The sequence below is a fragment of the Paenibacillus sp. FSL R10-2736 genome (genome assembly GCF_038000245.1).
Lineage (GTDB): Bacteria > Bacillota > Bacilli > Paenibacillales > Paenibacillaceae > Paenibacillus_AQ > Paenibacillus_AQ phytohabitans.
In genome coordinates, this window is record NZ_JBBOBN010000001.1 from 379670 (window position 1) to 392757 (window position 13088).

At 50.0% G+C, this 13088-nt stretch carries 12 protein-coding genes; 11 read left to right on the forward strand and 1 reads right to left on the reverse strand.

The genetic code is table 11. From position 1 onward, the window contains the following. Positions 1-181 precede the first annotated feature (181 nt). The 10 genes from NSQ73_RS01810 to NSQ73_RS01855 all read left to right on the forward strand — a co-directional run bounded on the left by NSQ73_RS01810 (position 182) and on the right by NSQ73_RS01855 (position 9821). Positions 182-1054 carry a DMT family transporter gene (locus tag NSQ73_RS01810; RefSeq protein ID WP_340985204.1) on the forward strand — a complete coding sequence of 291 codons (873 nt, stop codon included), beginning with the start codon at positions 182-184 and terminating at the stop codon, positions 1052-1054. Positions 1055-1182: 128 nt separating this feature from the next. Beyond that, positions 1183-1674, forward strand: a complete 492-nt coding sequence (locus tag NSQ73_RS01815) for a DUF6933 domain-containing protein (RefSeq protein WP_340985205.1) — start codon at positions 1183-1185, stop codon at positions 1672-1674. Between the two features lie 528 nt (positions 1675-2202). Next, entirely contained in the window at positions 2203-2478 is a 276-nt protein-coding gene (locus tag NSQ73_RS01820) for a hypothetical protein (RefSeq protein ID WP_340985206.1), read from the forward strand. Between the two features lie 215 nt (positions 2479-2693). Beyond that, positions 2694-4112: an ABC transporter substrate-binding protein gene (locus tag NSQ73_RS01825; RefSeq protein WP_340985207.1), complete on the forward strand. Its 1419-nt coding sequence runs from the start codon at positions 2694-2696 to the stop codon at positions 4110-4112. Positions 4113-4174: 62 nt separating this feature from the next. Next, positions 4175-5158 (forward strand): carbohydrate ABC transporter permease, encoded by a 984-nt coding sequence (locus NSQ73_RS01830; RefSeq protein ID WP_340985208.1) that lies wholly within the window; start codon positions 4175-4177, stop codon positions 5156-5158. Next, positions 5148-6002 carry a carbohydrate ABC transporter permease gene (locus NSQ73_RS01835; RefSeq protein ID WP_340985209.1) on the forward strand — a complete coding sequence of 285 codons (855 nt, stop codon included), beginning with the start codon at positions 5148-5150 and terminating at the stop codon, positions 6000-6002. The genes NSQ73_RS01830 and NSQ73_RS01835 overlap by 11 nt, the downstream gene beginning before the upstream one ends. Before the next feature lie 302 nt (positions 6003-6304). Continuing rightward, a complete protein-coding gene (locus tag NSQ73_RS01840; RefSeq protein ID WP_340985210.1) occupies positions 6305-7267 on the forward strand; it encodes an AraC family transcriptional regulator in 963 nt (320 codons plus the stop codon). A gap of 232 nt (positions 7268-7499) precedes the next feature. Beyond that, a complete protein-coding gene (locus NSQ73_RS01845) occupies positions 7500-8396 on the forward strand; it encodes an SDR family oxidoreductase (protein ID WP_340985211.1) in 897 nt (298 codons plus the stop codon). Positions 8397-8520: 124 nt separating this feature from the next. Further along, positions 8521-9006 (forward strand): cysteine hydrolase family protein, encoded by a 486-nt coding sequence (locus NSQ73_RS01850; RefSeq protein ID WP_340985212.1) that lies wholly within the window; start codon positions 8521-8523, stop codon positions 9004-9006. A 29-nt stretch (positions 9007-9035) separates the two neighbouring features. Next, a complete protein-coding gene (locus NSQ73_RS01855) occupies positions 9036-9821 on the forward strand; it encodes an alpha/beta fold hydrolase (protein ID WP_340985213.1) in 786 nt (261 codons plus the stop codon). A gap of 102 nt (positions 9822-9923) precedes the next feature. Here the strand turns inward: NSQ73_RS01855 and NSQ73_RS01860 are convergent, their stop codons facing one another. Beyond that, a complete protein-coding gene (locus NSQ73_RS01860) occupies positions 9924-10973 on the reverse strand; it encodes an LLM class flavin-dependent oxidoreductase (protein WP_340985214.1) in 1050 nt (349 codons plus the stop codon). Positions 10974-11165: 192 nt separating this feature from the next. On the opposite strand from NSQ73_RS01860, the gene NSQ73_RS01865 reads away from it, so the two are divergent. After that, positions 11166-12869: a peptidase G2 autoproteolytic cleavage domain-containing protein gene (locus tag NSQ73_RS01865; RefSeq protein WP_340985215.1), complete on the forward strand. Its 1704-nt coding sequence runs from the start codon at positions 11166-11168 to the stop codon at positions 12867-12869. The last annotated feature ends 219 nt before the right edge of the window (positions 12870-13088 follow it).

The following is a 13088-nucleotide window of genomic DNA, read 5'->3' on the forward strand; positions in this document are numbered from 1 at the left end:
TTTTCATTCTCTGTATGGTCCAAATCTACGTTAGAAAATATGACAAGTTTCAACATTTCTCGTTCAGACAGTTAAATACTTATACCCAGATGGACGATGTTCGTATAGAATAGAATGAAAAAATTGAAAACTACAACTCCGTTAAGGACAAGGAATGTCTGGAACAACGGAGGGTACAAACATGAAAAACACTTTATTAGGTTCTTTGTATTTATCGCTCACTGCCAGCATCTGGGGCGGGATGTATGTGGTTGTAAAATACGTGGTGGACGTTGTACCGCCGCTTGAATTAGTATGGATCCGCTATGTAATTGCGGTTATTGCATTGCTCCTTATTGGTATTATTACCAGACAATCGTGGCGTATCGAGAAACGGGATATCCTGTTGATTGTCATGATTGGCGTGATTGGAAATACCATTTCAATCGTAACCCAAGAGATAGGCACGATGCTCTCTACCGCACAAATGGGTGCGATCATTACCGGGGCGACACCTGCATTTATGGTTCTGTTTGCGCGGATTATTTTGAAAGAGAAGATCACCTTTAAAAAGGCCTTTTCCGTTATTTTAGCAACGCTCGGTGTCGGTATTATTGTCGGAAATGCGGGCATTGATCCATCGCTTCAGCTCGGCGGGATATCCCTGCTCGTTGCGGCGCTTACCTGGGCGCTTATGTCAGTACTTATTAAACGGGTGCCGGGGCAATATTCGCAGATTGTGGTAACGTTCTATGCTGCCCTGGTGGCTGTTGTTGTACTCACTCCCGTTACGATTAGCCGTTTGCCTGATCTGGATGTTAGCGCGATGATGCACCCGTCAATTTGGGGCGGTCTTGTATACCTGGGGGTAATCTCTACAGCCTGCGGCTTTCTGCTGTGGAACCGTGGACTGCAGATGCTGAAGGCTTCAAGCGGGGGATTGTTTTTCTTCCTCCAGCCGGTAGTCGGCACTTTCCTGGGGTGGTTATTACTCGGAGAGCAGATTGGCTTGTCCTTTTGGTCAGGGACTGCTCTGATTTGTATGGGAGTTCTGCTGGTCATTAAGGAAAAATGATTGTGAAAACATCGGGTCGTCCTCAGTTGAGGGCGGCCTGATTTCCGTTCTGCAGAGAGGATAGTGCGGGGGTACTCCCGAATACAGATGAATGGGGAGCATGTAAGCGTTAAGAAAGGAAGTGCAAAATGGTTGTATTAAGATTCACGCAGGCTTTATTGAAGGAAATGAAAGCTGCACCGATAGAGAATGAGCTAACCGCTCCGTTATTCAGTTGGCACGCGAATATGATATGGGTAAATAGACGGAAGCATATCCTCCTCATCAATGATCTAAGCCGGTTGAGTGTGATTTTTAACGGGGTAAGATCGGCTCAGTTAAATAGTTTAACCGATAAGTTCCGCACAGAATTGAGGGATTATCTGGTAAGTGAAGGAATTGAACCGAAGTTAATTGAATCGTATATGAAGGACAGCCAGCAGATCAATATAGCAAGAACCAACAATAGAAGTGTCTTAGGAACAATGAAAGAAGTAACCTTCTTTAATGATCATGCACAAGGAGAGCATGCAAGTAAGGAAGAGCATATGAAATGGCTGAACAGAATAATTCACAAACCTATAGATTATGAAAAACCCATAGACGTATTCAAAAAAGCAATTGAAAAGCATTATTTGTAAGGACCGGAGGATCAGACAATGATCACAGAGCTTAATAAAGAGGACTTTTATAAGATACGGCATCTCACAGACCCATGTAAAAATATTGAGGCCAAGGCTATAGTTGATGGGATGAACCCGGGTAGGGTCTACGCAGATCATCCGACAGAACCGACAGCAGCGTTCTCGTGAGGGAGTCATGACTGATTCTAGTTAAAGCTATAGGGTTTGACTTGCAGGCTGTACACTAGGAGACTCGCGCTCGCTTAATAATGTTGTACGTTTTGCAACTTTGAGACCTCAATACCTGTGCGTGCGGAAGAATTGTTGTATGAAATACAGGAATTGTCCCGATAGGACGCTTGGAGAAGGTGGGAATGTTGCCTTTTGTACAACAATTTTGGATTTGAATCGATATATTGAGGGAAATGTTGTATTTTGGGCAGGATTTCTTTAGAAGTTACCGGATCTCGGCCGCGAATAGCGGAGGATTCGAGGAATTCCTACGTCAAAGCAGCCACCCGGAGTTACGTGAGGAGGGGACATAACATGGCTATCTGCATTGATTTTGAGCTGATTGAGATTGAGAATACGATTGCCAGATACCGGTACGGGGATTGCTTGAGAGAGCTGAATGGTATGTTTGAAACGGATTTATACAGATTTACAAGTGGAGAATTACCTGGTGATACCTCGATGGCAGAGGTAGTGGTGTTACTAAATAATAATCAGAGTCAATGGAGCGCCATCAAGGCATTCACTAAAATATACCGGCACTTTCAGGAGCATGGAGAATATCCGGTCAAAGGCGGATACTATGCATAACATCTCTTCAAAAATTATTGAAAAGAAATTTGAGAGATCATAGAGACGCTAGGGCAAAATGCCTTGGCGTCTTTTTTATACCTCCTTTGGAGCAGGAACCAAAAATAGTGGTATTTTTCCCAATGAGGGGTTCCTTATGTCCGAGAGAGTCTGGCACTATAATATGAATGCGGTTACATAAAACCGAGGATTGAATATAAAAGGGGAGGCAAAGTATGAAAAGTATGAAGCGTGTTCTAGCGGGGATCTCTACACTGGTTTTGATGTCATCTGCTCTGGCAGCGTGTGGAGGCAATAATAACTCAAGCTCATCCGGCGCAAACGCAACAACTGCTCCAGCAGCTAATACTGCTGCAGAGGCTACAACTGCTCCAGCAGCAGGATCTGGTGAGAAAGTTACTATCAATCTCTGGAGCTTCACGGACGAGATTCCAAACATGACCAAGAAGTACATGGAGCTACATCCTGAAGCGAATGTGGAATTCAAAACTACGATTGTCGCAACTACAGATGGAGCCTATCAGCCTGCTCTTGACCAGGCGCTGGCCGCTGGCGGAAAAGATGCACCAGATATTTATGCTGCTGAAGGGGCATTCGTACTCAAATATACACAAGGCGATGCATCCACTTTTGCCGCCAATTATGCTGACCTGGGCCTTACCGATCAAATGGTTAAGGACGCAGGCATCGCTCAATATTCTGTTGATATCGGCAGCAAAGACGGTCAACTGAAAGGTCTGGGCTATCAGGCAACAGGCGGAGCCTTTATCTATCGCCGCTCGCTTGCCAAGGATGTGTTTGGAACAGATGACCCGGCTACTATCAAGACTGAAATCGGTCCAGGCTGGGATAAATTCTTCAGTGCAGCAGAGAAGCTGAAAGCTAAAGGATATGCCGCAGTTTCTGGTGACGGCGATATCTGGCACGCGATCGAGAACAGTTCTGATAAAGGCTGGATTGTCGATGGCAAGCTGCATATTGATCCGAAGCGTGAAGAATTCCTTGATCTTTCCAAGAAGCTTAAAGACAATAACTACTACAACGATACGACAGATTGGCAAGAAGCCTGGTTCGCCGATATGAACGGCACTGGCGAAAAACCGGTCTTCGGTTTCTTCGGTCCTGCTTGGCTCATTAACTATACGTTAAGCGAACATGCAGTAGAAACAAAGGGTGACTGGGCAGTTACTGAATCACCAACAGGCTTCTTCTGGGGAGGCACTTGGTTGCTCGCTAACAAAGACGTAGTCAAGGACGAAGCCAAGAAACAAGCCGTTGCCGACTTTATCAAGTGGGTAACACTCGACACCTCTGAAACCGGACTCCAGTACTACTGGGCTAACGGAACGATGAAAGATGGCGAGCAAGGTGCGAAGGACAGCGTTGCTTCCTCTGTTGTTATGGATAAGTCTAATGGTGAACTGGAATTGGTTGGCGGACAGAACATTTTCGATATCTTTGTTCCGGCTAATGCCAACGCTTCCGGTAAGAACTTGACTGCATTCGACGAAACGATCAACAAGCTCTGGCGTGATCAAGTACGCGAATATACTGCAGGCAACAAGGACCGTGCTAAAGCGATCGAAACCTTCAAACAGCAAGTCAAAGATCAACTGAATATCGATAGCGAATAAAAAGCAATCGAAGGGGCGGGGGAGTCATCCCGCCCCTTCATATCAACTAAAGGGGTGAGAGCATGCGCCGCAATGGTGTGAACTACTCTAAATTTGGCTATATTTTTACGTTTCCATTTGTTTTGGCATTTTTGATCTTCTCGCTGTATCCTATTTTATACACCGCATTCATCGGGTTCACCGATTTGCAGGGATTAATACCAAAGCCAATACATATTTTGGATAATCCTTTTCAGAATTTCAAAGATTTGATCCTTAGTAACGCCTCTTTCAGAAAATCTCTGATTAACACCGGGTTGCTCTGGTTCCTCAACTTCGTTCCCCAGATCCTTCTTGCGCTCTTACTCACTGCATGGTTCACTAACCAGCGTCTTAAAATTAAGGGACAAGGCTTTTTCAAGGTTCTGCTCTATATGCCAAATGTTATTACTGCGGGTACAATCGCCTTGCTATTCAGCACTCTGTTTGGTTATCCGATGGGTCCAGTAAACAGCTTTTTTCAAATGATGGGTTGGTCCGACGCTCCGATCTACTTCCTTCAGGATAAGACGGTAGCGCGGGGCATTGTGGCATTCATCCAGTTCTGGATGTGGTACGGCAACACGATGATCATTCTGATCGCAGGTGTTATGGGTATCAATCCTGCGCTCTTCGAGTCTGCGGCGATTGACGGTGCAAACGGAGTTCAAACGTTCTTCCGGATCACGCTGCCAAGTTTACGTACAATTCTACTATTCACGCTGATTACATCGATGGTCGGTGGCTTGACCATGTTTGATATTCCGCAGCTCTTCCTTGCGGGCGGACCGGATGACTCTACGCTTACTACGTCCATGTTCATTTATGGGCAAGCCTTTAAGGGAAGCTATTTGTACAACCGTGCTGCTGCTGCGAGCATGATTATGTTCTTGATTTCAGGGGTGTTGTCTGCATTCGTGTTCTATTTAATGCGTGACCGTGACGCGGCAAGACTTAAAAAAATCGAAAAAATGCACCGGAAATCCACCAAGAGCAGCCAAAAGGGGGGCGTATCACATGAACAATAATCAAAAAGGCGGAAACGTCACCCGGAGGATCAACAAGACGATTATCTATATCGTCTGTATCTGTCTGGCGGTGCTTAGTATACTCCCGTTTTGGATCATGTTTGTAAACGCCACCCGCTCTTCAGCACAAATTCAAAGCGGTCTCTCACTGATTCCTTCGACGCATATGATGAGCAACATACGGGTACTGCTTGAAAAGAGTTTCGATCCGATTCAGGGGTTCATGAATTCATTTATTATCTCTTCTTCAGCAACTCTCTTAACGGTCTATTTCTCCTCCCTGGCGGCTTATGGTCTTGTGACCTATAGCTGGAAGCTGCGCGGGGCATTCTTTACCTTTATTTTGTGCGTAATGATGATTCCTTCTCAGGCAAGTGCCATCGGATTCTATCAGTTCATGTATAAAATCCATTGGACCAACAGCTTTCTCCCGCTGATTCTGCCTGCAATTGCAGCGCCCGCGGTAGTGTTCTTTATGCGCCAATATCTGCTGGCAACGCTGTCGATTGAGATCGTGGAAGCAGCACGCGTAGACGGGTCCGGTGAATTCAAAACCTTTAACCGGATTATCCTGCCGCTGATGGTTCCGGCAGTGGCGACGCAGGCAATCTTTGCCTTCGTGGGGAACTGGAACAACCTGTTCATGCCGCTCATCCTGCTTACCCAAAAAGATAAGTATACGATGCCGATCATGGTCAGTTTGCTTCGCGGGGATATTTACAAGACGTCGTTCGGCTCAATCTATATGGGTCTGGCTTTGACGGCACTGCCGCTGTTTGTGGTGTACTTCCTGCTATCCCGTTACATTATCGCGGGCGTAGCACTTGGCGGCGTCAAAGAATAAACCCACTCAGATTCATCCCAAATTGAGTTCTGTTGATTAGCTAAATTATGGTTATGGAAACGTAGTAGACTTTTTCTTGAGGCCGCCACATTGCGGAGATCTGCAGAGGTGTAGAAGATTTACGGAATGAGCGATTTCTTTGCTACTTATTTTGGCTAATCAACAGGCGTACTCCCGATAATGCACAACATTATCGGGAGTTTTTTTATTTTCCCATCGATCCATTAGTGTGTATAATAAACGTTACTTGTCCATACGGATGTACTTTATAGCATGCTTAAAACAAAGGAGTTGCCCGCTGCATGATGAGGCTGCAAGATGAATACGCGGTGACAACGAAGCCTGGGAATGCAGAGAGGCTGCTTGAGGCAGAAACAGCCAGACTGGTCCAGCTGATCTCTGCCCTTGTTCCTCATGACGGTACCTTTAGCCAGCGCATACCCGGGCTCTATGTCAGCCGGTATTCACGTACCGATAGAGATACCATCAAAACCTTCTATTCCACCTCGTTTATAATCGTGGCCCAAGGGTCAAAGGATGTCATGATCGGGCAGGAGGTTTATCATTTTGACAAATCGCAGATGATTCTGTTGCCTGTCGCCCTGCCGTTAGCCATGCAGCTCATGGAGGCCAGTTCATCTGAGCCTTATCTTGCCGTGAGGCTGGAGCTTGATCCGCAGCGGATTAGCGAATGGGTCCTGAAGCTGTACCCCCAGGGTTTGCCCCCGGTACGTCAGATGAGTAAAGGTTACATTGCTGATGTCAATCTGAGTATCATTAACGCAGTGGCGAGACTGGTGGAATGCCTGCACAATGAAGGTGATGCTGAATTGCTTGCCCCGCTGGTTCTGGATGAAATTCTGATCCGGATTCTGCGCAGTCCGATTGGCGCCCAGGTTGTGGAGATGGGGTTCGCGGAGTCGGATGTGCAGCGGGTGTCGAAGGTCATAACCTGGCTGCAGGGCAACTTCTCCCGGCAGATGAAGGTTGCTGAGCTGGCGGAGCTGGTACATATGAGTCCTTCTTCTTTTCATGTGCATTTCAAGTCCGTCACCTCCATGAGCCCGCTGCAATATCAAAAAGCGCTGCGCCTTCACGAAGCCAGACGTCTGATGTTAGCCAGCGCCATGGACGCGACCACTGCCTGCCGGCTTGTCGGATATGTGAGTGATTCCCAATTTAGCCGGGATTACAGCCGGTACTTCGGAAATCCGCCAAGCAGAGATATTGCCAGATTACGTCAGCAAACCCACAGAACCGACTGAACCATTCCTTCGGGAAGCCCGCAGCCGCTTGGTCTGCGGGTTTTTGGCATGCGGCAAGAGACCAGGCTGCCTTTCTTGTAGGATCGGGCAAAAAGGGAAAGGGAACAGGCAAAGGTCCTGGTAATGCGCAGACTATAATGAGTGTAGCCTTGCTCGAGCGGCGGCAACCGGTTATGCCGCCAGGGTGGAACCGGGCAGTTCAACCACACAATAGTTATAGGAGGAAATTAATATGCGTGTTTTTGTCACAGGTGCTACTGGTTTTGTCGGCTCTGCCATTGTACGTGAATTGATAGATGCGGGGCATGAAGTACTCGGCCTCGCCCGTTCGGATGAGGCTGCAGCTGCGCTTGCTGCTGCCGGGGCCGCCATACACCGAGGTTCTTTGGATGATCTGGACAGCCTGCGGCGGGGAGCGGCTGGAGCGGATGGTGTTATCCATGCCGCGTTCATTCACGACTTCTCGGATATTACGGCTGCAGGCGAGTCAGACCGGCTTGCGGTCGAAGCAATAGGGGCCGAGCTTGCGCAGTCCGGCCGGCCGTTAGTCGTAACCTCTGTGATCGGGCATCTAACGCCGGGTCAGCTGGGAACAGAAGAGGATGCACCCTATCCTGGCTCTGTGAAGCATCGCTCGGCCTCGGAGGAAGCGGCCCTTGCATTGGCAGCGCAGGGCGTACGCGTATCGGTGCTGCGGCTCCCGCTATCCGTGCATGGTGATGGCGATATCGGCTTTGTTCCGGGCCTAATCAATATGGCCCGTACTACAGGAATCTCGGGATATGTGGGCGATGGCGCAAACCGCTGGCCAGCTGTGCACCGGCTGGATGCCGCACATCTCTACCGGCTGGCGCTGGAATCAGCTCCTGCCGGAGTTCGGCTGCATGCAATCGGCGATGAAGGTGTGCCGGTCCGTGATATTGCCGGCGTAATCGGCCGCCGGCTCGGGGTACCTGTAGTCAGCATTCCCCCTGAAGAGGCAGGAGGGCATTTCGGCTGGCTGGCTCACTTTGTGGCGCTGGATATCCCAGCTTCGAGCATCTGGACCCAAGAGCAGCTTGGATGGAAGCCTATGCATCCGGCACTCCTTCCAGATTTAGACCGGGAGCAGTATTTCATACGGAGGTAGAGAGCTGCATTCATAAAAGGGCAACTGGAGCTGTCAAAAAAATAAATATCGGATGAGTCAGGGCTTATTGTACAATTGGAGGGATGATGTGAAGTTCCTTTTATTTAGCTTATAGGAAGAATGGATGAAAATCGGTTTGCTGATTATTGATCTGCAAGAGGTGCATTTGGGCAAGGTGGAACAGAAAGTAATAGATCAGGCCTGCGAGTTCGTTAATTATGTCTCGGAGCTGCTGCGTTCCAAAGATCATACTGTGATTCATATTCAGGACATTGAGGGGATGCAGCCTTCCGATGAGGAGAAATTCAAGATTATTCCGGGCATTGAGATTAAGGAGACGGATCTTAGAGTGACGAAGGAATATTCGAATGCCTTCTGGAAGACGGATCTGGAGCAGATTGTGCTGGAGCAGGGCATCGATCTGCTGATTCTCTCGGGATATGCCGCTGAGCACTGTGTACTGTTCACCTATAACGGGGCTATGGAGAGAGGGTTCAAGGCTGTACTTCTGCAGGATGGGATTCTAAGCTCGAAAAGTGACGTGATTCCTGCAACCTACAGGGACCGTAAACTGATCTCGTATCCTGTGATTGAGGCGTTAGTGCAGTAAGGGAGTATCGTAGGGCTGGAGGAAGAACAATGGAACGGTATATTGTCTACAATGCGGAGAACAACGATAGAACGGTTGTGGTGCTTCCGGCGCTTGGTGAACGAAAGGAAATATATGCTCATTTAGCTGCGCAAATGGCAGATTACAGGTTCATAGCAATCGATCTGCCAGGGCATAACCAGGACAATCAGGCAGATGTGTCGATTGGAGGTTTTGTACGGGAGATTAAAAAGATTCTGAATGATCTGCAAATTCCGGCAGCGCATCTCGTAGGCAATTCTATCGGTGCATGGATATGTGAGGCCTTTTATGCGGAGTATCCTGCTTATGTGAAGTCACTTACCTTGCTCGATGGCGGATATTATTTCCTTGCGGACAGGGAAGAAGATGAGGGGGAGATTATGTTACCCGTCATTGATAGTCTGGAGGAGCTTGAGCAGGCAGTGGATGAAACCATCCTGGCGATGGACAAGCTTGCTGAATCTGAACGACAATTATTCAAGGACTATTTAATGAATAACTTCTACCTGCAGGGTGATTCCTATATGCACCATAGCCGTGAACAGGCCTTAAATCGTCTGAGCAAGGAAGTAACTGCCACCGATTATTGCCTGAAGCAAGCGGCTGATATTCCTTTGATATTGCTGTTAGCAGAAGAGAGTATGGATGAATTCAGTCTGGAGAAAATGCAGCTTTTCAAGGTTGCCCACCCTGATGCGGATGTGAAAATAATCTGCAGAGGCTATCACTTCCTCCCGATTACGAATGCAGCAGATGTGGCAGCGGTGATGCGTGAATTGCTAAGTCAGCAGTAACACCGCTTCTTTAATTCAGCAGAGCATAAGAATACGCCAAAAACACTTCAAGAGCTGTTAAGCGCCTGAAGTGTTTTTGGCGTATTAGAGTCACAATATCAGTTATTTAGCCCCGGTACGGGCTAATTCTTGATGCACGATAGGGGCAACCTTGGTGCCCAATAGCTCAATGGCACGCAGCACCTCGCGGTGCGGCATGGTGCCGACATTGACATGCAGGAAGAAGCGGGTTACGCCAAGATTCTTGCGCAGCAGGAGGATCTTCTCGGCTACATATTCGGCATCGCCGACATAGAGTGCGCCGCGCAGGCTGCGGGCATCGTCAAAGGCCGCACGGTTGTAGGTTCCGCCCCAGCCCCGTTCGCGTCCGATGACATTCATCTGGGCTGCGGTGGACGGGTAGAACAAGGCGGCTGCCTGTTCGTTAGTTTCACCTACGAAGCCGTGGGAGTGCGTGGCAATCTGCAGCTTGTCGGGATTATGTCCCGCGCGGACAGCGGCCTCCTTGTATAAGGCGACGAGCGGGACAAAGCGTTCCGGCATGCCGCCAATGATCGCGAATGCGATCGGAAGACCAAGCGTTCCGGCCCGCACGGCGGATTCAGGATTGCCGCCGCTGGCCACCCAGACGGGAAGCGGATCCTGGACGGCGCGGGGATAGACGGCAAGATTATTAATCGCCGGACGATGGCCGCCGCGCCAGGTGACCTTCTCGGAAGCGCGGATCGCCAGCAGCAGCTCCAGGTTCTCTTCGAACAATTCATCATAATCATCCAGGCTGTAGCCAAACAGCGGGAAGGACTCAATGAATGAGCCGCGGCCCGCCATAATCTCTGCCCGGCCATTCGATAGTCCGTCCAAAGTGGCGAAATCCTGGTACACCCGGACCGGATCATCTGAAGACAAGACGCTGACCGCGCTGGTCAGTCTGATCCGCTTGGTCGTAGCTGCCGCTGCGGCAAGAACTACAGCCGGAGCACTGCCTGCATAATCGGCCCGGTGATGTTCACCTATGCCATATACGTCCAGGCCTACCTGGTCAGCGAGCACAATTTCTTCTACGGCTTCGCGCAGTCTCTCCGCATGGCTAATGGCCTTGCCGGTTACCGGATCAGGCGTAGTCTCCAAAAACGTGCTTATTCCTATTTCCATCAATTGTTTCTCCTCGGCCATATCAATCCGCCCCCTTCTTCATGTACTCATTCTACTATACTTTATAATGTTTCTCAACTTTAGTAAGTTAAATTTAGATAGAAAGTGATCTATAACTTGGCCACGTTCGCCGTTACCGCCGCTCGTCTGCAGACATAAATATATTGTAATACGATGAAAGCGGTGATCAGGATGGGAAGCGGAGTAGGGAATACGGCGAGCGGCTTTGCTGCGCATGCCGAGGGGCTCAATACAACAGCAAGCGGTGCAGCCGCTCATTCTGAAGGGTTCTCTACACTTGCCAGCGGAGATACCGCGCATGCAGAAGGCAATACTACTATTGCCAGCGGAAGCGCATCGCATGCGGAAGGCTATCTCTCCCAGGCAACGAATGATACGGCACATGCAGAAGGATCTTCTACTATAGCCAGCGGAGTAGCAGCACATGCAGAAGGTTATTTAACCAACGCAATGGGCGAAAGCTCACATGCGGAAGGCTCGACGACACTGGCTGCCGGCCTCGAAGCCCACTCTGAAGGGTTCGGCACACAGGCCTGGGGCGCACGTTCACATACAGAAGGCTTCAATACTTCGACGCAGACGACAGCCATTAACGCCCATGCGGAAGGAGAAGGCAATTCAGCCAGCGGCCGGGCCTCCCATGTGGAAGGCGGCGGTGTCGATCCGCTGGATAATCCGGCACCAAGCTTTGCCAGCGGCGCCAGCTCGCATGCCGAGGGAGTAGGAACCACGTCCATGGGCTTCGCCTCACATGCGGAGGGCGGCACTGCGGACATCACCCTAGCCGCCGGGCCCTCAGCTCTTGGCGACTTCTCGCATGCCGAGGGGCAGAATACAGTGGCCAGCGGTTCGGCTTCCCATGCCGAAGGATTAGCAACAACGGCCAGCGGCAATGTGGGTGCGCACGCTGAAGGGCAGAATACAACGGCCAGCGGAACAGCCTCGCACGCCGAGGGCTTCCAGACTACAGCCAGCGGGGCTTCCGGCCATGCCGAAGGGGCCAACACACAAGCCAGCGGCTCCTTTTCCCACGCCGAGGGAGTCGGTACATTGGCGAATGCGCCTTATGCGCATGCCGAAGGTGCGGATACTACTGCTTCCGGCCAGGCTTCCCATGCGGAAGGGTTCCAGACCCAGGCTTTTGCTCCGAACTCCCATGCCGAGGGGGAAGCAACGATTGTTCTCGCGGAGCATACAGGCGCCCATATCATGGGCCAGAACGGCTCAACGCGGTTTCCGTATTCGTGGCATTTGGCCAACGGGCTGGCGGTCGGCCCGACCTTTAACTCGGCAGTGATTGAAGGGCTTACGGGGAATATTTATCTGGATGGTACGCTGATGTCTCCAGGTGCAGCGGATTATGCAGAAATGTTCGAAACCTCGGACGGGCTCACCATTGACGCAGGTTATTTCGTTACGTTTGATGGGGCCAGTGACAGAATCCGCAAAGCCAAGGCAGGGGATGAATATATTCTTGGTGTCATCAGCGCCAGACCGGCTATTGTTGCCGATTCGAGTGACCTGCGCTGGAACGGCATGTTCGTAACCGATGAGTGGGACCGGATTCTGTATCACGAGGTAGAGGTCGCTGAGGTTAGAAATGAATACGGCGATATTGTCCGTGAGGCGGGTACGAAATCAGAACCGGTGCTTAACCCTGAATGGGATGGCTCCCGGGAATATGTTTCCCGCCAGGACAGGGAAGAATGGGTAGCTGTAGGAATTGTCGGCAAGCTGCTTGTCCGTGATGACGGTACCTGTGTAGCCGGGGGCTACTGCCGCCCGGACGATAACGGAATGGCAACTGCAGCGGATACTGGTTACCGGGTAATGAAGCGTACGGGTGAACATCAGATTCGCATTTTTGTGAAATAACCGGCCGGATCAGCGGCCCAGCCAAACACAGCCAAGCGAACCGGGATGACCCCCCGATCCGCTTGGCTGTTTGCTGTCCTTAGGACTTATCCTTTTTGACAGCAAGCTGTACGATCATAATGATGAGAACGAGCAATGCGATGAGCTGATCTGTACTCATGGTGGTCCGGCCTCCAATCCACTGGCTAGGATGGCTCTTCGGACCTGCATCTCCTCTCC

Excerpts from the sequence above, each read along its gene's own strand:
- NSQ73_RS01825 (WP_340985207.1), top strand. The coding sequence starts at position 2,694 with ATGAAAAGTATGAAGCGTGTTCTAGCGGGGATCTCTACACTGGTTTTG.
- NSQ73_RS01820 (WP_340985206.1), top strand. The coding sequence starts at position 2,203 with ATGGCTATCTGCATTGATTTTGAGCTGATTGAGATTGAGAATACGATT.
- NSQ73_RS01835 (WP_340985209.1), top strand. The coding sequence starts at position 5,148 with ATGAACAATAATCAAAAAGGCGGAAACGTCACCCGGAGGATCAACAAG.
- NSQ73_RS01815 (WP_340985205.1), top strand. The coding sequence starts at position 1,183 with ATGGTTGTATTAAGATTCACGCAGGCTTTATTGAAGGAAATGAAAGCT.
- NSQ73_RS01860 (WP_340985214.1), bottom strand. The coding sequence starts at position 10,973 with ATGGAAATAGGAATAAGCACGTTTTTGGAGACTACGCCTGATCCGGTA.
- NSQ73_RS01850 (WP_340985212.1), top strand. The coding sequence starts at position 8,521 with ATGAAAATCGGTTTGCTGATTATTGATCTGCAAGAGGTGCATTTGGGC.
- NSQ73_RS01830 (WP_340985208.1), top strand. The coding sequence starts at position 4,175 with ATGCGCCGCAATGGTGTGAACTACTCTAAATTTGGCTATATTTTTACG.
- NSQ73_RS01865 (WP_340985215.1), top strand. The coding sequence starts at position 11,166 with ATGGGAAGCGGAGTAGGGAATACGGCGAGCGGCTTTGCTGCGCATGCC.
- NSQ73_RS01810 (WP_340985204.1), top strand. The coding sequence starts at position 182 with ATGAAAAACACTTTATTAGGTTCTTTGTATTTATCGCTCACTGCCAGC.
- NSQ73_RS01845 (WP_340985211.1), top strand. The coding sequence starts at position 7,500 with ATGCGTGTTTTTGTCACAGGTGCTACTGGTTTTGTCGGCTCTGCCATT.
- NSQ73_RS01855 (WP_340985213.1), top strand. The coding sequence starts at position 9,036 with ATGGAACGGTATATTGTCTACAATGCGGAGAACAACGATAGAACGGTT.
- NSQ73_RS01840 (WP_340985210.1), top strand. The coding sequence starts at position 6,305 with ATGATGAGGCTGCAAGATGAATACGCGGTGACAACGAAGCCTGGGAAT.